This window comes from Brevibacillus sp. MER 51 (assembly GCF_023714195.1).
Lineage (GTDB): Bacteria > Bacillota > Bacilli > Brevibacillales > Brevibacillaceae > Brevibacillus.
This window is the reverse complement of sequence record NZ_JAMAUS010000003.1, coordinates 83,079-99,646: the sequence shown is the minus strand read 5'-3', so window position 1 is coordinate 99,646 and position 16,568 is coordinate 83,079. Positions and strand designations below refer to the sequence as shown.

18 protein-coding genes and 1 other RNA gene are annotated in these 16,568 nt (G+C 46.7%); 5 read left to right on the top strand and 14 right to left on the bottom strand.

The features are described 5' to 3' along the window. Nucleotides 1-110: 110 nt before the first annotated feature. The 4 genes from M3630_RS07530 to M3630_RS31135 form a co-directional block, all read right to left on the bottom strand. The gene (locus tag M3630_RS07530; RefSeq protein ID WP_229088030.1) at nt 111-257 is read right to left on the bottom strand and encodes an aspartyl-phosphate phosphatase Spo0E family protein; all 147 of its coding nucleotides are present in this window, start codon (nt 255-257) and stop codon (nt 111-113) included. Nucleotides 258-551: 294 nt separating this feature from the next. Next, on the bottom strand, nt 552-701 hold the full coding sequence (locus M3630_RS07525) for a hypothetical protein (protein ID WP_251251725.1): 150 nt from the start codon (nt 699-701) through the stop codon (nt 552-554). A gap of 2 nt (nt 702-703) precedes the next feature. Further along, nucleotides 704-1,102, bottom strand: coding sequence for a hypothetical protein (locus M3630_RS31140; protein WP_353057222.1), 399 nt, complete (start codon nt 1,100-1,102; stop codon nt 704-706). Between the two features lie 106 nt (nt 1,103-1,208). Further along, nucleotides 1,209-2,066, bottom strand: coding sequence for a helix-turn-helix domain-containing protein (locus tag M3630_RS31135; RefSeq protein ID WP_353057221.1), 858 nt, complete (start codon nt 2,064-2,066; stop codon nt 1,209-1,211). Nucleotides 2,067-2,332: 266 nt separating this feature from the next. Between M3630_RS31135 and M3630_RS07515 the strand changes: the two genes are divergently transcribed. Then, nucleotides 2,333-2,536, top strand: coding sequence for a helix-turn-helix domain-containing protein (locus tag M3630_RS07515; RefSeq protein ID WP_251251724.1), 204 nt, complete (start codon nt 2,333-2,335; stop codon nt 2,534-2,536). A 156-nt stretch (nt 2,537-2,692) separates the two neighbouring features. Here the strand turns inward: M3630_RS07515 and M3630_RS07510 are convergent, their stop codons facing one another. The 4 genes from M3630_RS07510 to rnpB form a co-directional block, all read right to left on the bottom strand. Continuing rightward, the gene (locus M3630_RS07510; protein ID WP_221867209.1) at nt 2,693-3,178 is read right to left on the bottom strand and encodes a MarR family transcriptional regulator; all 486 of its coding nucleotides are present in this window, start codon (nt 3,176-3,178) and stop codon (nt 2,693-2,695) included. A 103-nt stretch (nt 3,179-3,281) separates the two neighbouring features. After that, complete coding sequence (locus M3630_RS07505) at nt 3,282-4,793, bottom strand: monooxygenase (protein ID WP_251251723.1); 1,512 nt, start codon at nt 4,791-4,793, stop codon at nt 3,282-3,284. Between the two features lie 162 nt (nt 4,794-4,955). Continuing rightward, complete coding sequence (locus M3630_RS07500) at nt 4,956-7,292, bottom strand: S-layer homology domain-containing protein (RefSeq protein ID WP_251251722.1); 2,337 nt, start codon at nt 7,290-7,292, stop codon at nt 4,956-4,958. Nucleotides 7,293-7,569: 277 nt separating this feature from the next. Further along, nucleotides 7,570-7,959: RNase P RNA component class B (gene rnpB, locus M3630_RS07495), an RNA gene on the bottom strand. Nucleotides 7,960-8,074: 115 nt separating this feature from the next. Between rnpB and M3630_RS07490 the strand changes: the two genes are divergently transcribed. Both M3630_RS07490 and M3630_RS07485 read left to right on the top strand, forming a co-directional pair. Next, the gene (locus tag M3630_RS07490; protein ID WP_106782299.1) at nt 8,075-8,383 is read left to right on the top strand and encodes an iron-sulfur cluster biosynthesis family protein; all 309 of its coding nucleotides are present in this window, start codon (nt 8,075-8,077) and stop codon (nt 8,381-8,383) included. Nucleotides 8,384-8,396: 13 nt separating this feature from the next. After that, the gene (locus M3630_RS07485) at nt 8,397-8,930 is read left to right on the top strand and encodes a gamma carbonic anhydrase (protein ID WP_221867212.1); all 534 of its coding nucleotides are present in this window, start codon (nt 8,397-8,399) and stop codon (nt 8,928-8,930) included. Nucleotides 8,931-9,005: 75 nt separating this feature from the next. Here M3630_RS07485 and M3630_RS07480 read toward each other — a convergent pair whose 3' ends face one another. Next, entirely contained in the window at nt 9,006-9,689 is a 684-nt protein-coding gene (locus tag M3630_RS07480; protein WP_173609745.1) for a DUF1385 domain-containing protein, read from the bottom strand. A gap of 77 nt (nt 9,690-9,766) precedes the next feature. On the opposite strand from M3630_RS07480, the gene yfkAB reads away from it, so the two are divergent. Together yfkAB and M3630_RS07470 are read left to right on the top strand one after the other, a co-directional pair. Then, the gene (gene yfkAB / locus M3630_RS07475) at nt 9,767-10,882 is read left to right on the top strand and encodes a radical SAM/CxCxxxxC motif protein YfkAB (protein ID WP_251251721.1); all 1,116 of its coding nucleotides are present in this window, start codon (nt 9,767-9,769) and stop codon (nt 10,880-10,882) included. 31 nt (nt 10,883-10,913) lie between these two features. Continuing rightward, the gene (locus M3630_RS07470) at nt 10,914-11,168 is read left to right on the top strand and encodes an alpha/beta-type small acid-soluble spore protein (protein WP_251251720.1); all 255 of its coding nucleotides are present in this window, start codon (nt 10,914-10,916) and stop codon (nt 11,166-11,168) included. 2 nt (nt 11,169-11,170) lie between these two features. Here M3630_RS07470 and M3630_RS07465 read toward each other — a convergent pair whose 3' ends face one another. The 5 genes from M3630_RS07465 to M3630_RS07445 form a co-directional block, all read right to left on the bottom strand. Continuing rightward, a complete protein-coding gene (locus M3630_RS07465) occupies nt 11,171-12,580 on the bottom strand; it encodes an MDR family MFS transporter (RefSeq protein WP_251251719.1) in 1,410 nt (469 codons plus the stop codon). Nucleotides 12,581-12,763: 183 nt separating this feature from the next. Beyond that, on the bottom strand, nt 12,764-12,952 hold the full coding sequence (locus M3630_RS07460; RefSeq protein WP_017247839.1) for a hypothetical protein: 189 nt from the start codon (nt 12,950-12,952) through the stop codon (nt 12,764-12,766). A gap of 100 nt (nt 12,953-13,052) precedes the next feature. After that, nucleotides 13,053-13,400 (bottom strand): LysM peptidoglycan-binding domain-containing protein, encoded by a 348-nt coding sequence (locus M3630_RS07455; RefSeq protein WP_173609749.1) that lies wholly within the window; start codon nt 13,398-13,400, stop codon nt 13,053-13,055. Between the two features lie 150 nt (nt 13,401-13,550). After that, nucleotides 13,551-14,771, bottom strand: coding sequence for a metal-dependent hydrolase family protein (locus M3630_RS07450; protein ID WP_237900664.1), 1,221 nt, complete (start codon nt 14,769-14,771; stop codon nt 13,551-13,553). Nucleotides 14,772-14,938: 167 nt separating this feature from the next. Further along, nucleotides 14,939-16,474, bottom strand: coding sequence for a fumarate hydratase (locus tag M3630_RS07445; RefSeq protein WP_173609751.1), 1,536 nt, complete (start codon nt 16,472-16,474; stop codon nt 14,939-14,941). Nucleotides 16,475-16,568 lie beyond the last annotated feature (94 nt).

Sequence of the window (16,568 nt, the reverse complement as noted above, 5' to 3'; positions counted from 1 at the left end):
TTACCCTCCTGTATATTTTTAGAAATTTTAAATTCAAGGGAATTATAACATATATTTCCAAATTGAGTTGCTATAACCTTAATTCAAATAAAACCTTATCTACTTTTTTCTTATTTTTGCATCATTTTTGATTGAATTACCAGGATGTACTGATCCAATTGCTGACTTAATTCCACGACTGCATCATCCAACAAATCATTCTTCTCCAAAAACAATTGCACCAGTTGCTCGCGTAATTGTTCCACAATGTTTTTCAAATGATCTATATCTTGATAAGTTCCTCCTTCCTGATCTAACGCTAGCGTGGTACATTTACTTATAGGAGTTGTATCTGCTCCTCCTGCGGGCGTTCCTTTAACCTGGCCAAGGGGTGGAACGCCCTTTTTATATGCAATAGCCCCTATGGTTATCACCTCCCTTTTTTTAACAATAAATACATTTATAACTATACTGTAATTTCCCAAATTCACTGTTCTTAGAAAAATGGGAAAATAAAAAAAGCATCCCTTTTTTGTTTGGGATGCTTTTTCGAACCCTTTATCAAACCCTATTTAGCCTCCTACGCCGTGATGATATTGCATAACTGGAGGAGGAGAACCAGCAGAAAAAGATGGCGTTTCGCTTCCTATAGAAGCCTGGCCAACACTGGAAAATACCCCAAAACTCAAAACCATGGATAACAAAACAAAAAATTTCTTCATATTCACACTCTCCCTTCTAAAATGGCTTCATAGCGATCTTTTTGCTCATTTGTTGCATGTGGCAAGTGTTTCCAAAACTTTGTGACACAACGTTTAAATCCTTGGTGATAGGTCATTTTGTCAGATAAATCCAGGCACAGCAGTAACTGATCTATCGCTTGAGACGTGTTTCCTTTTCTAAAATCATATTCAGTCTTTTGATCCCAAAAGTGAAAATTCTGACTCAAATTAATAGGGTTCTGATGGTCATGAAAGCTGGATAGATTAGCGGAATAACGATGCAGTAGCTCATCTATACAAAAATTATGTTTATTGGCTGCTTCGATGATGGTCAACATCCCAGGGAGAATTTCATTTGGATGTTCCTGTAAGAAAGCAACATACTCTGATAGGATACTCACGTTTCCCTTCTTTAAGTTAAGCCCATATAAATTAGCCCTGCCCCATATATTGAATTTCTTTACTTCTTTATGCCCTATCTCATCTAACAGTTCAAACCAAGTAAGATCAGTATATTTTGATCACATGTTTTTCCGCTTCTTCATACTGTTCTTGCATAGTGAGAGCAACTCCTTTTAACAAGGAGCTTTGGCCATAGTACACAACTAGATGACGTTCCGTGTGTAACATTTCAACCGTTTTACCGCTCTCTTTCTTGCGTAGTTGATCCTGATAGACTGCAATAGCTAGGGTCCGTAATTCGTCAGCATATTTTTCTACATCTTTCCACTTCTGCAACATGTAGCACGCATTCGCTAGATGTAGCAACGCATCCAATTGGTGATTTTCGGACAATCTGTTCCGATAGGGTTCAAACCTTATGACCGCTTTCCAGTTATCTTCTGGACTTGTACCTTGTAACGCACGAAATAACCGATATTGACTTATCAGAAAGTGATCCGAATGACTATCTTTTTCAGCTTCAATCACTAGCTGATAAAAAGGGACTGACATAACCTTTCCACCAGTTTGAAATAATTGCTCTGCAACAGTGAAGAGAATGGAAACGTTTTTAGGGTTCTCTAGCAATCTTGAGACAACCACATCAATACAATTCTGACGCCCGATCTCAGCACATCGAACCAAGTAAGGGATCAAGCGTGGACGCGAAATTTTTTCCTCGGCTATGCACTCTTCCGGGTATAACTCGTACAACCAACCAGGAGCCTTTTTAAAGACCTTAGCCAACGTGTCAAGCTGACCAATTGTAATGGCACGTGGTGGATTGCTATTTAGGATCTCACTCAAATGTCCAGGATTAACGCCACTCAACTCACTGAGTTTACTAAGTGTATATCCGTTCTCTTTCATATTTTTATCTATTTCAGAACGTATCGATTTTTGTGTTGTTTTTCTTGTTTCCATACTAAAAGAAATCCCCCTTAGTAGTGTACATAAGAAACACGTAACTATTTACCATAATTTCCCCTTGAACTTACTCATGATCCGTCAATTATATTACTCATGCATGGAGTTCACATCCTTCTATGAATTTTCATTCCACTTTCATCTTTGTTTTTAGAGGTTATCAAAATGCAAATGCTTGGCAATAACAGTAAGTATAATACGTGTATTTTAATTCGCTAACAGGTTAACATATGAGTAAATGATTCAAGGAGAGCTTCCAAGAATTGAAACTAAAAGATGCCCGAATAGAAAAGAAATTATCCCAGGAAAAAGTAAGCAGGATCATAAACGTATCCTTGAAACATTATCAGAACATTGAATACGGGATTACCAATCCCACTGTTACGATTGCGCTACATATTTGCGAAGTTCTCGGCATCGATCCAAGAGAAGTTGACGAGTGGAAAGACAGACGTATACCTAACTAAGAGCGGTTTCCTATGAGAAATGCAAAATTCAACCCTAAGATTAAATAAGCAAAAAAGCCGGATTACCGTGGGGTAAATCCGGCTTTTTACTTATCGAGAGTACTGTTCACAGACATAGGACACCATCAGTGTGATGGCGCCCCTTTGTTTCCGTACTTAGAAATCCCAATCCAGCAAATCCTCCAGCAGTTCCCGGGAAAATGCTAATTGCTCCGGTGTGTATTTATCCAGAAAGCTCTTAAATCGCTGTTCAATGTCCTGATGCAACTGGTGATGAATCTTATACAGCTTTTGTCCCTTTGCGGTTAGCCGATAATACACTTCCTTCTTATTATCAACCAGCTGTTGCCTTTTAATTAAATCAAGCTTCCATAGCTTTTTGCTGATCCGTGTTATGGACCCTTTCGTTAAATTGACTTTTTCCGAAATCGTCGTGACATTGATGGGACCATGATCCCCGATACAGGCAATGAAATGAATTTCCGATAGGGTAAGGTTTAGCTTCATCCCCATCTCGGCTTCCAGCTTCTGCATCTCCTCTGCCATTCGGGCAGTCAATTTGCTTTCTCGCAGCTCTTGCTGCGTGACTAGCTGTATGTAAAGCTGTATGATCCGCTGCTTGGAAAGTTCTGTGCTTTGCATATCAAGTCTCCTACATTACTATCTCATCTCCTCTCCATTATATACTGATTGTTTCGAGAAAAACAATTTCATTTTGTTTTGTGCGAAACAATCGTACTTATAATCAATCATGTCCGCACCAGTGGGTGATTCCTTTCCGAATAGCTTCTATCGGATTAGACTCCTCTTGGGAAACCGCCCATGCGACATATCCATCCGGTCGAATCAACGCTGTATGCACGTCATGCCAGTCAGCAGCTCCATTAGCAAGCGAAGCGTGAACTGCATGGACATGCTTGTATTTCGACCAATCGAGTGCATCGTCCAATCGTTCATCCGAGCCGAAATGCAGCAAGAGGAAGGAACCAGAATGAAAAAGCTCGTATGCATTCTGGCACTCACCGTTCTCCAGACGCAGATTCAACTCTGTAAAACGTCGGCCATTCAATACATGCGGCGACATCTCCCCAACCGGTTCATACTGGACATTGAACGCAGAAATTTGGGTAGCCAGCCGATAATTTGCCTCGGGTATTTGCAGCAGGTCGGACACCATATTCCTCAAAGCGATAACGGATGGGGAGAATTCCGAACTACCGAACAGCAGTGATTGCACCAGTGTATTCGTTAGCAATGCGGTATTGATGGGGAAACGCTCCTTATGATAGCTGTCCAACAGCCAATCCGGTGCCCAGCCTTTTAAATGGCCTGCCAGCTTCCACCCCAGGTTGATTGCCTCTTGCAAGCCAACGTTCATCCCCTGTCCTCCGGCTGGAAAATGAATATGCGCTGCATCTCCCGCCAGGAAAATCCGTCCTTCTCGATAACGCTGAGCTTGCAAGGTCGCATTGCCAAAACGAGTCATCCAAAACGGATCGGAAATCCCGAAATCGTCTCCAAGAATACGCAACAAACTTGCTCGCAGTTCGTGCAGTGTAACTGGTTCTTCCTTTGGCACAGCCATTCGCTCCGAATCGATCAGCACCACCCGATGCATCCCTTTTGGCAAGGGTACAATCATGACTAATCCTCGTTCATTAAAGTAGGAAGGAGCTCCTGATTCCGGCGGGTTTTTTAAAACAACATCCCCTTGCATAGCCGTAAAAGTCGCATTCTTACCGACAAACGGAATGCCTGCCTGCTTGCGGACAATGCTGGCAGCGCCATCTGCGCCGACCACATAAAGTGCCGTCAGCACAGCTTTTCCATTCGGCCCGGAAGTCTCAACCTCAACCATGTGCTGATCTTGGTGTACGGCCATTACCTCCACTTCTCTGCGTATTTCCACCCCTAGACTTTTCGCCCACTCCTCAAGCACCTTCTCCGTGTCATGTTGAGGAATAATCAGGGTGTAGTTGGAAGAAGAGTCCAAGACCGAAAAATCCAAGCGTGTATCAAGCGCAGCAAAATGCCCCGTCGAAATCGGCTTTCCTCTATCAAGTAATTTCGCTTTCAACCCGCGCATATCCAGGATTTCCAGTGTGCGCGGATGTACAGTGAGCGCTCGTGAGTACGGGGTCGTTTCCTTTAAGCGCTCAAGTACGCACACCTTCACTTTAGCCAACGCCAGCTCTCCAGCCACCATCATGCCAACTGGTCCGCCACCAACAATAATCACTTCATAATCGACAAGCATGGAAACCACTCCTCTTTTTGTTTTGCACGAAACAATATGAATATATCACACTTTCTTTTAATTGAAAACCATTTTCAATGAAATACGTTTGAAAGACGATGCCAGCAAATGAAAAGGCGACCCCTTCTCGAATCGAGCAAGAGATCGCCTTTTTCTATTTTCTTATCGTTTTGCTACGACAATGGCATAGACATGACCTTGATCATTTGTCCACAAATCCACTTTGTCCTTGGAGGAAAGATCGCTTTCTTTCAAGTCATTACCGTTGTAGTATTTGATCTTTGCATCTTCTGTCATCTTCAAGCTCGTCGATACGTCATCGAAGAATACGTATTTGTCTTTGTTCACACGGGATTCAATTCCGACGAAACGCACGTTTTCCTTCGCCAGCTTTCCACTGACGGAAGCAGCAATGACATCGCCATCACGATCAAGGGTCAATGTTACGTACTCGAATTGATCGACGTCTTCAATCGCATCCTCATCCGTTACATCGTACGTCTTACCATTAACCTCTACCTTTGCGGAGGTCACCTTGCCGTCATCGTTACGGACTTCAACAGAGTCAACCACGCCGCTTACTTTTCTAGGCGCACCTGTAATGGCTTTTACTTTGCCAGCGTTGTTGAGTGTCAGCGTGTACTCTTTGTCGTTGGATGCTGCATCGCTGTCAATCGTTACACCGGACAAGAGCTCATACACTTTCCCGTTCACGGTAATTTTGGAACCGGATTTTTTCGTCACGTATCCTTTTACGGTTTGCTTTTCCAAAGCCAGCTCCACAATGTCATTCGTGCCGACGTTGTATTTCCACGTAAGAATACGGTGGTCATTGAACTGATCGGTTTTAATCGTTGTTGGAGATACGGAGCTGCCATCGACAGTCAGCTTCGCATTGGTCAAGATGTCATAGATTTTCCCGTCGATTTTCACTGTTGCCAGTTTACCAGGTGCATACGCAGTTGTGTCTGAGACCAGCTTGTTCGTAGCTGCCCCTACGCCCTGCTCTACTTTTACCAAATTTCCATTTTTGTCAAACGAAAGCACTGCAATTTGACCACTCGTCAACTCATCCAGCTCATCTACTTCGTCTTCGTCTACGAACAACTCTGTATCTTCATGCACCTCGTAATTGACGCCGCCAACGCGAATCAGATTTTTGTCTGTATCAACGGTGATCGTATCTGTGTAGCTCAGCTTCGTGTAAACAAGCTCAGATACCTTGCCGTCCACATTGAGTGTCAGCTCAACCAAGTCATCTTTTTCGATGTCAGAGAACGAAGCACTTGTTGCTTTTGCCTCTGGATGTGCCTTACCTTTGATCGTTGCTTTGGAATCCAGCGTGTAGGTCGTGCCGTCTACTCTCAGCTCTTTCTTCGAGTTGGAACCGCTCACGGAAGATACTTTTTCCACAATTCCTTTTGTCGTGTTATCGCTGATCGTGATGGACTTGATCTTGCCATTGTCTCCAACGACTGCCACAAACTTTTGACCGATGTGAGAACGGCTTACATTCACGCCATCTTCTACTTCCAATACGACTTCTCTACCATTGACGATTGCCTTGAATTTCTTCTCATCGCCTACAGCCGTTGTAAAATTAAGGCCAGTCTTCACGATTCCTTCCACGATTTCGGAGTCAGAAGTAACAACAGTGAGGAAAGCCACTCGGCCGTTTTTCGTGATGTATTCCACTTGCGCGCCTACGACCAGATTGCCGTACACTTGCGCGGAATCAGCCAATTCGATTTCTTTGTTTTGTCCGACTAGTTTCAGCTTTTTGCCAGACTTGTCATAAGAAGCGACTGCGCCCTTCACTACTTGCAGCTTCTGATTGGTTCCTTTTGCATTGCCATCTTTGTCGTAGTATGCGCCGTTTGCGTAAACAGGCGTCTCCATAAAACGATCCGTGTACTTCGCGACGATATCACGCGGAGCTGCTGCTGTCGGCGTTTCCTTTGCATCGTAAATATCTGCTCTGTCCGCTTCCAGCAAGTATGGGATGTACCACTCGCTTGAGGCTGATGGACGAACGTCAATTTTTAAGCCTTGTACGTAAACAGTCAATGCTTCCGCAATTTTTACGTTGTTGTTCGGTTTGAAGGTTCCATCTGGATATCCCTTGATGATGCCTTGGGATACCGCAAGATTAATGTATCCTGTTGCCCAATGATCTGCTGGCAGATCTTTAAATACAGTCTTTCCTTGCAGAAGCTTTGCTTGCGCATCTGTGTACCCAAGTGCCAGGACCGCAACTTTGGCGAACTCTGCTCTCGTCACTTCTTTATACGGTTTGAAAGTGCCATCGGTATAACCTTTCAGAACACCCGCATAATTCAATTTCAGAATCGCGTCTTTGTTCACATTTCCCCCGATGTCGGAGAATGGCAGTGCCGTAGCAGCCCATCCGGTACCCGGCAATGCAAGCGAGCCTGCCAGAACCGCTGTCGCCAATAATTTTTTGAGATCCTTGCTTGCTCGATTCTTTTCTTTTTGCAAAATAAACCCCTCCATCAATATAACAGTGATATCAGTTCATTCTCTCCAGCAGACACTCCCATTTGAAGAAATGATGGAATAGTCCACAGTAGAACTGTTTTCTTCGGCTGAACGCTCTTTTTAGACGACACGATTTCCGAAAAAGTTTCAGAGCTTGTTTACGGTAAATCATTCCACTGTTCCTCAAACATTGATAGGTAGCGGGTTCACAATATTTCGCGGAACGTAAAAAAACCACCTGAGATCAGGTGGTTTTACGTTTCATTCCAGCAGGAAATGCTATAAGCCAGGTTCTGTCTCTCCCGTGCTTCAAGCGGGGCAATCCCTCGCACCAAGAGCGGTAGCCATCTATCTATGGCATCCGAAGATACCATCCGTCCTTTCCGTTTGATTCCTTCAGGACGGTTCCCCTACCTAATTTGGGTTTCTCGCTCGCAGGGTTTACCGCGTTCCATCTTTTCTGTCGCCAGAAAAGCTACGTTTCTGTGGCACTTTCAGCGTACTCGGGCCTCAGAGAGAGCCCTTTCCACGCCGTCAGCAAGGCTCAGCACCTCACTGCCCTGGCTTGCACCAGGTACGAACACTCCAGGCATCTCAGCCTGGGCGAGCCTGGACTTTCCTCTACCGCCAATCGTCGAAACGATTGCGGCAGCGACTACCCACATTTCCTGCACATCAGAATCAGTAACATTTACTCTATCACATGCCTCATACATGGTCAACAAGCAGGATTTGGAAGGGTCATTTGTAGTACAATAGAAATGGTACAAGGAGGTAGGACGATGATAACCATTACTCCAACTGCGGCAGTACGTCTTGCACAAATGATCGCGGAGGAATCGGATGCTGAACAGCTCGGAATCAGACTCGTCCCGACTACGACGGGTTGTGGCAGCTATACATATAGCATCGCCATTACGGAAGCGGACAAACATGATCTCGACCAAGAAATAAGTGGGATTCGTTTCTTTTATCAAACACATGAGATTGACAAGCTCTCCGGGACGGTCATCGACTGCGATCCTGCAACTGGCCGCTTCTCCATTTTCCATCCGCGCCCAATGCAAACAGATTGCTCGCTTACTCATTGATTAGGAGGTAACTATGCTGCTCTTATCATTTGAAAACATCCAACCGAAGATTCACCCTACTGTTTTCCTGGCAAAAGGCTCCGTCGTTTCTGGCGATGTCGAAATTGGCGAGGATTCTTCTATTTGGTACAACACCGTCATCCGCGGGGACATCGCCCCGACCGTCATTGGAAAACGCGTCAGTGTCCAAGACAACAGCACCCTGCATCAAAGCCCGAACAACCCGTTGATCCTTGAAGACGAGGTGACTGTAGGACATAACGCTGTTTTACATAGCTGCGTGGTACGTCGCGGCGCATTGATTGGAATGGGCGCGATCGTGCTGGATGGTGCGGAAATCGGAGAAGAAGCGATGGTTGCTGCGGGTGCACTCGTTCCTCCAGGCATGAAGGTGCCACCTCGCTCGCTTGTTGTTGGCAACCCAGCAAAAGTAAAACGTGAACTCAACGAGGCAGACCTGAAAGAATTCGTACGCATTCGCCAATCGTATGTGGATAAAGGAAAGACGTATCGCCAACTGGAAGAAAGCCCGCTCGAACGGGAATAGAAAAAAAGGAAGAATTAGGACCCTGTGATGGAACAAAAAAAGCGGCGTATCCATAGTGGAAACACCGCTTTTTCCTTACGAAGCATTCTGCAATCGATCCACCTCGCGAATGTGCTCAAATAGCATATACGAGCGAATCGCTGTCTCTAAATGAATCCGATCCGGTTCTTTGGTCGTGCTGTATTTTTGAAAGAAAGCCGACAGCTTGTAAAGAAAACCGAAATATTTACGCACGTAGCGATCCCCGAGCATACCAACAAGCAGTCCTGCTCCCCCGCATGCGACGCTCCATTCCAAGGGTAAGAAGAATACAGACAAAAAGAACCCCGTAAAAAACCACACGACCAGATTCGTCGAGCAACCGTCATTCACGATATTTGCCCGTTGAATCTCTTTCAGTGCTGCTAACGATTTCTTCCCTCCATAGCTAAACACTTTATGTTCTGCACCGTGAAATTTTTTCATCTTTTTCGGAAAAACGAAGTGAAAGCCTGCGATGTATACAGCTACCCACATTGGATCGATGATGGCCCAGTCAGGCTTTATGATCGCCGCCAGTACATAACCAGCAAGAAGGAAGTGAAACAATTGATAGTACCAAGGAAAGGAGAAGAAGATTCTATACCAGAGCTTCCCTATCGTTTTCAATGTGATTTTTTCCGCCCACATGTGAATCACGCCGTCTTTTACTTCCGCGCAAGCCAGCACATTTCGATCATGAAAAAGCACACCGCGTCCAAAAGACATCCCCATAATCATGTCGTTAGCTATTCTCCTTCCGCCCTAATGTCGTTATAATAGGTTGAGTTGTACGCAGAATGAAGGAGGTTTCACAATTGATCCGCATGGTTCCAAATACACCATTAACACCTTTACACGATCCATGGGAGCCGTTGTTCAATGCGACACCCCCCGCCTATAAGCTTACCAGCGTCGAGTTTACTGTAACGAATCTGTGCAATCTCCGCTGTGAGCATTGCGCGGTTGGTGATACATTGCGATACAAAGACGATCCCGCTCTCCCAGTTGATCTCATACTCCGTCGTCTCGATGAAGCAAAAGATCTGCTTACTATAAGTATAACAGGCGGAGAACCGATGTACAGCGAGCGCACCGTGAAAACTGTGATCGCGCCTATTCTACAATATGCAGCAGATCGCGGGCTGCGGACGCAAATCAACTCCAACATGTCTATGCCTTTTTCTCGCTATGAATTGATCCTGCCTTACATCGATGTCATGCATATTTCGTGGAATTGGTCTACTCCCGAAGAATTCCATGATATTGTTTACGCAAAAGCACGGCAGCCGGTTTCAATCAAAAGAGCGGAAGCACAATTTCATGAGATGATGGAAAATGCCCGCAAACTCTCGGAAGCAGGTGTTTTTGTCTCAGCTGAAACGATGCTGAATCATCGCACATGGACAAAGCTCGATACCCTCCATTGTCAAATTCAGGAGATGGGCAGCAAACGACATGAGGTACACCCGATGTACGCGAGTGATTTTGCCCGTGATCTGGATGTCCTTTCACTCGATGAGCTCCGTCAAGCCATTCACCGGATGCTCGATGTGCGCAATGAAGATTTGTGGATGCTTTTCGGGACACTTCCGTTTTTCGCTTGTAGTCCTGAAGCAGCAGACAGAGAATTGATCAGCAGACTGCGCTCTGCGAAAAATGTGACGACTCGCAATGATCCAGATGGTCGCAATCGTCTAAACATCAACATTTTCACCGGCGATGTCATCGTGACCGATTTCGGGGATGTAGAGCCATTGGGCAATATTCAAACCCATCAGCTCCAGTCGATGTTTGAAAAATGGCAAGAACACACGCTGAATCAGAAGATCAATTGCTTCTGCCCTGCCGCTGGATGTGCAGGACCGAACCTGCTCGTTGCTAATACTTACTATCAGGAGACTGATTTTACTCTGCGCAAAGCACTCGTTTAATGGGGCACACTAGGGCGTGAGGTGATCTACCATGAGCAGACGCAAACGCCCTCTCGTACCCGAGGCGAGAAAAGGGCTGGACGCCCTAAAAGCGCAGGTTGCAGACGTTGCTGATCCCGCGCAGGCCAAATTCGAGGTTGCAGAAGAAATTCATGTTCCATTGCAGCCCGGCTACAATGGACAGTTAACCTCTCACGATGCCGGTCGAATCGGAGGACGCTTGGGCGGCAGTATGGTCAGAGAGATGGTTCGGATGGCAATGGAAGGCATGAATAAAAAACCGTAATCCTATTGTTTGGGAACCCCGCTATTTGATGAATGCGAATGGCGGGGTTCTTTGTCGAGCAAGCGAGTATTACCAAGTCGGATACTGGCTATCAAACTGATTCCAATCAGAAACAAGCCAGTGATAAAGACGTCGTGCAAAGCTTCGCTAAACACCAGACCTTCCCGCATCCGCCATTCTACGATGCTCCCCAACACGCTAACTCCAATCGTCCCCCCGATGGAACGAAATAATTGCGATGTCGACATGGCAACACCTCGATCTTGCGGTTTTACAGCGCTATGTGCTGCTGTACCGAATGCCGGATAGATCGCCCCCATGCCTAGACCTGTGACAATCAGGTAGCTGACGAGCTGTGTGTTGGTTGTCCCTACATCCATCGTGCTCAGAAGGAAAAAGCCTGTCGCCATGATGAGCAAGCTGGGAATCAGAATCGCCCGAAATGAAGCTTTTGCCATCCATCTTCCCCCAAGCGTCGAAGAAATCGCTGCGGACAGCATGAGTGGCACTAAAAGGAAACCAGCCTCTGATGGACTCGCACCGCGTACCTCTTGGACGAACAAAGGGATGTATACGATTGCCCCGAACAAAGCGGCACTCACAAAGAATCCTGCGAGGTTGCCATATCCAATGGCCGGAATGCGGAATAGGGACAACGGAAGCAGGGGCTCCTTTGCTTTGGTTTCAATCCAGATGAACAGACCGAGAAATAAGATGCCCGCACCCCCTAACCCGATCTTGTATTCCCTGCTCGCCATGACAAGGGACAACAAGATGAGAATGATGGCTGCACTTAAGCTAGCCGCCCCATACCAGTCGATGACAGGCTTCTTATCATATTGCCGCTGATCTCGAAAGGCTAGGGCAATGATCAAAATGGAAGCGATACCGATGGGAAGGTTGATAAAGAAGATCCATCCCCATGACAGATGCTCCACGATAATTCCTCCAATGGTTGGACCGAGTATACTCGTCATGGCAAAGACAGCTCCGAAAAGACCTTGAAATTTGCCCCTCTTTTCGGGTGGATACAGCTCACCCACAATAATGAACGCAACCGGCATTAATGCCCCGGCGCCCAAGCCTTGGATTCCTCTCGCTGCAATAAGACCCGTCATGGAATTCGCCATGCCGCACAGAAGAGATCCTGAGAGAAACAGAAACAACCCGATCAAATACATTTTTCTCGGTCCAAACAAGTCTGCCATTTTCCCATAGATGGGCATGCTCGTGGTCGATGTGAGCATATAAATGGCGAACACCCAGCTATAAAGAGACAGACCTCCCAGCTCTTTCGTAATTGTCGGCATGGCTGTTGAGACAATCGTCTGATCCAACGATGACAAGACTAACCCCATCAGCACTCCACCCGTGACTAAGTCTACGCGACGCTTTTCCTTTTCCATCTCCATCGCACTCCCCTTTTTGAAGTCAGTTGATAACAGCTCCAAAAATATAAGGGATTTTTCAAAAAAAGAGTAGACTTTTTCTTTCAGTTGAGTTATTCTGATGATAGAGTCTGCCCCTAGGAATCACGAATGATATCATAAATAAAAACCGCCTCCATGATGGACGCGGTTTTTTTGTTTTGCCATTCATCTCAGCTTGTCGAGCTTTTTGGCACTTGCCTTACGAGGTCCAAGCATCGCCTTACCTATATTGCCCACTTTGTTTACAGAGTCAAAAACTTGGTCGATCACATCCACCAGCTCTCGAATCTGCACTACTTTTCCATAGACGCCCATGAAATGGTGTCGGACGTTTTTTCCATTTAACCCTAGCATGGCCGCACCTCCTCTTAATCCTCTCGTATTACTTTATGCAGGATCAGGCGAAGGGGAAATTGCGAAATGCGGAAAATTATTCGTCCCTCTATCCAGCTGCTTAGCGTGGACGAGGCGTGCCGGTCGGACGTGGGCGCGGAGGTTGTGTTGGCGTAATGGCCCGCTCCAGACGAGTGACACGGTTCTCCAATCGATCTACTCGATTATCCAGCCTACGATAGTCTTCGCGCAGCGCATCTACTCGGTTCTCCAGTCGATTCAAACGACGCTCGACATCCCCACCAGGAGTTGGTGTCGGAGTTGGAGTAATTGGGATGTACAAATTTTGCCCCACGTAAATGTAGTAAGGATAGGCGATATTATTCACGCGGATCAATTCCTGAACGGATACACCAAAACGAGCCGCAATGCTGTTCAGCGTATCTCCCGAACGGACTACATAGTTCACGAATCTCACTCCTTTTTTCTGTGATCATTCGTTATTAACCTATGCCCGCCCTGGTACACGCGCAATAAACCAATACCCATTTTGGCTTAAAATAGTCAAACACCCAGTACAAACGCCGTTACAAACCCGGAAGTGCAAGGCTTAGCCCCATTAACACTTTGAATAGACTGTCGCACCCTCAAGTAACACTTCTTCTACTTGCTTCAATACCTCTATCTCTTGTAATGGATCACCTTTTACCACAAGCAAATCTGCAAAATAACCTGGCGCTAACGTACCGATCTTACTTCCTTGATCCAGCACCTCGGCAGCGTTTTGAGTAGCAGCCTGGATCGCCCGAATTGGCTCCATCCCCAGCTCCACCATCAGTTTAATCTCTTCTGCCACAGGTGTAATCGGATAGCCTTCCAATACAATATCCGTACCCGTAGCGATCTTTACACCTGTATTTATCAATCGTGCGAAGTTCTCCCGGTACGCCTTTTCCGATTCGATGAAAAAAGCTCCCTGCTCAATAAGCCCTTCGCTCAATATGCCTTGATTTGCCTGTTGCTGCTCATTCCAAATATGCTTGTAATAATCAGCAATCTGGAAGAAGGTGACCATGGTCGGTACCCATACGAGTCCTTTTTCTTTCATCTGTTCCGCCTGTTCGACAGTCATAAACGTTGCATGCTCAATCGTATCAAATCCCGCATCAATCGCCATTTGGATCGCCGGTTGGAGCGAGGCATGCACACAACACTTTCGTCCCAAGCGATGAGATTCATCAACCGCCGCATCCAACTCCTCTTGTGTGAACTCCGGCGTTGGTGTACGATGACTCGTCATGAGCTTGATCCAGTCTGCACCTGCTCGCACTTGTTCACGCACGGCTGTCCGAACTTCCCACGGACCGTTTGCTTCTCTGAGGGCACCCTCTAATTGCCAGCCGTGCCCCCCGGTCATAATAATCCCTTGGTTAACCTGAAAAAGACGAGGGGACACAATGAACTTGTTCTTGGCTGCCAGTTTCAGTGTACTGCACAATCCATCCGGTGCTGCTACATCGCGGATCGTCGTGACCCCCAAAGAAAGTGCTTCTTTCAAGTTCGCTGTCGCAAGTAACGCCACGAGTCCATCGTTGTTGCGATACTCAGCGGAATCTGGTTTGCTCCACCAATACCCGATGTGAACATGTAAATCGATCAAACCCGGTAAAATGGAACATCCGCTGTACCGCTTTACTTCTCCTCCTGAAATGGAATCTGTAAGCTCCGCTTCTGCCCCTACTGCTACAATCTTTCCTCGCTCATCAATCCCGACAGCGCCTTGTTCGATTACATGCTCTCCATCTCCGATAATGACGCGATCAGCAATCAACCATTTCATTCCTGTCCCCCCTGTCAAAAATGAAAATTCATCTGTCCGCAATCGTGGTTAGTTCCTCGAAAGTTCATCATTTATCCGACTATTTCCTTCTCCTCTTCCGCCTAGTTTGAAAAAAAAGCCTCTGGGAGCACGTGAAGTGCGCCAGAGGCTTTCGTGTTTTACATTTCTTATTTAAATACAGGTGCTGCAAACTGAGCCAATTTCTCTGCGGAAGACTTTTCCACATCCGCGTGCAAGCTGTTGCCATGAGCATCCATGGTGACGATTGCTGCGAAGCCTTTTACGCGCAGGTGCCACATCGCTTCTGGAATACCGAATTCCATGAAGTCGACACCTTCTACTTTTTCCAAGCATTCTGCATAATACTGGGCCGCTCCACCAATCGCATTTAAGTACACAGCGCCATGCTCGTTCAATGCTTTCAGGGTTTTCGCACCCATTCCGCCTTTTCCGATAACGGCACGGATTCCGAATTTCTTGATGATTTCGCCTTGGTAAGGCTCCTCGCGAATGGAGGTAGTCGGGCCAGCCGCTTTTACATGCCACTCGCCTGCTTCGTCCTTCAGCATGACCGGACCGCAATGGTAGATGATGCCACCGTTCAGGTCCACTGGGCAGTCATGATCCATCAGGTAGCTATGCAGGGCGTCGCGTCCTGTGTGCATTTCACCATTGATAATGACCACATCGCCCACTCGCAGGCTGCGGATTTGTTCTTCAGAGATTGGCGCTTCCAGAACAACCTCGCGGCGTTTTTCGCCCGCATCGTCCGTAGCTGCTACCGGGGACAAGTCCATCGCCACTTCTTCATCTTTATACAGATAACGGAGAATTTCGCCAGTCTCCGGATTCAGGCGAACACCTTGACGGCGGAATGCCCAGCAGTTGTACGCAACGGATACGAAAAAGCTTGCTGGCAGGCGGTTTTCCACGCCGATTTTGCAGCCGAGCAAAGTCGAGTTACCACCAAAGCCCATGGTTCCGATTCCTAGTTGGTTTGCTGTTTCCATGATGTAGTCTTCCAAAGCAGCAAGTTCAGCAATTGGATTCACATCGTCCACTTTGCGGAACAATTGATGCTTCGCCAGTGCATAACCGGAGGTGCGATCCCCACCGATTCCTACGCCGATGAAGCCGGCACTACAGCCTTGTCCTTGCGCTTGGTAGACGGCATGCAAAATGCACTTGCGGATACCATCCAGGTTGCGGCCCACTTTGCCCAGGCCTTCGAGCTCACAGGGCAGGGAGTACTGGATGTTCTTGTTCTCACAGCCGCCGCCTTTGAGAATCAGCTTGATCTCGATTTCATTCTCTTCCCATTGCTCGAAGTGAATGACAGGCGTACCTGGTCCGAGGTTGTCCCCTGTGTTTGCACCCGTCAAGGAATCTACGGAGTTGGAACGCAGCTTACCTGTTTTGGTTGCTTCTGCAATCATTTCTTTGATCGCTTGTTTAATGATCAGCTGGTTGACTCCAACCGGAGTTTTCACTTCGAATGTAGGCATCCCCGTATCTTGACAGATCGGAGAAACATTTTCTTCTGCCATGACGACGTTTTGCGCAATCGTAGACAAAGACAGCGCTGCACGAGTGCCAAGATCCTCTTTCACTTTAGCTGCATTGACGGCACGACGCACGTCTGGTGGTAGATTCGTAGAAGTATCCGTGATGAGTTCCAGAATGCTTTGCTTCAAGTTTTCCATCTATGACGCCCCTTTTGACGTAGTGGTGTAAATGGTAGCATAAACCGCCTATTATTATAGCACACGCTCCCCCACCTGTCCGTAGATTGCTGCC

Excerpts from the sequence above, each read along its gene's own strand:
- M3630_RS07525 (WP_251251725.1), bottom strand. The coding sequence starts at position 701 with ATGAAGAAATTTTTTGTTTTGTTATCCATGGTTTTGAGTTTTGGGGTA.
- M3630_RS07485 (WP_221867212.1), top strand. The coding sequence starts at position 8,397 with ATGCTGCTCTTATCATTTGAAAACATCCAACCGAAGATTCACCCTACT.
- M3630_RS07490 (WP_106782299.1), top strand. The coding sequence starts at position 8,075 with ATGATAACCATTACTCCAACTGCGGCAGTACGTCTTGCACAAATGATC.
- M3630_RS07460 (WP_017247839.1), bottom strand. The coding sequence starts at position 12,952 with ATGCTAGGGTTAAATGGAAAAAACGTCCGACACCATTTCATGGGCGTC.
- M3630_RS07465 (WP_251251719.1), bottom strand. The coding sequence starts at position 12,580 with ATGGAGATGGAAAAGGAAAAGCGTCGCGTAGACTTAGTCACGGGTGGA.
- M3630_RS07445 (WP_173609751.1), bottom strand. The coding sequence starts at position 16,474 with ATGGAAAACTTGAAGCAAAGCATTCTGGAACTCATCACGGATACTTCT.
- M3630_RS07470 (WP_251251720.1), top strand. The coding sequence starts at position 10,914 with ATGAGCAGACGCAAACGCCCTCTCGTACCCGAGGCGAGAAAAGGGCTG.
- M3630_RS07480 (WP_173609745.1), bottom strand. The coding sequence starts at position 9,689 with ATGATTATGGGGATGTCTTTTGGACGCGGTGTGCTTTTTCATGATCGA.
- M3630_RS31135 (WP_353057221.1), bottom strand. The coding sequence starts at position 2,066 with ATGGAAACAAGAAAAACAACACAAAAATCGATACGTTCTGAAATAGAT.
- M3630_RS07510 (WP_221867209.1), bottom strand. The coding sequence starts at position 3,178 with ATGCAAAGCACAGAACTTTCCAAGCAGCGGATCATACAGCTTTACATA.
- M3630_RS07505 (WP_251251723.1), bottom strand. The coding sequence starts at position 4,793 with ATGCTTGTCGATTATGAAGTGATTATTGTTGGTGGCGGACCAGTTGGC.
- M3630_RS07450 (WP_237900664.1), bottom strand. The coding sequence starts at position 14,771 with ATGAAATGGTTGATTGCTGATCGCGTCATTATCGGAGATGGAGAGCAT.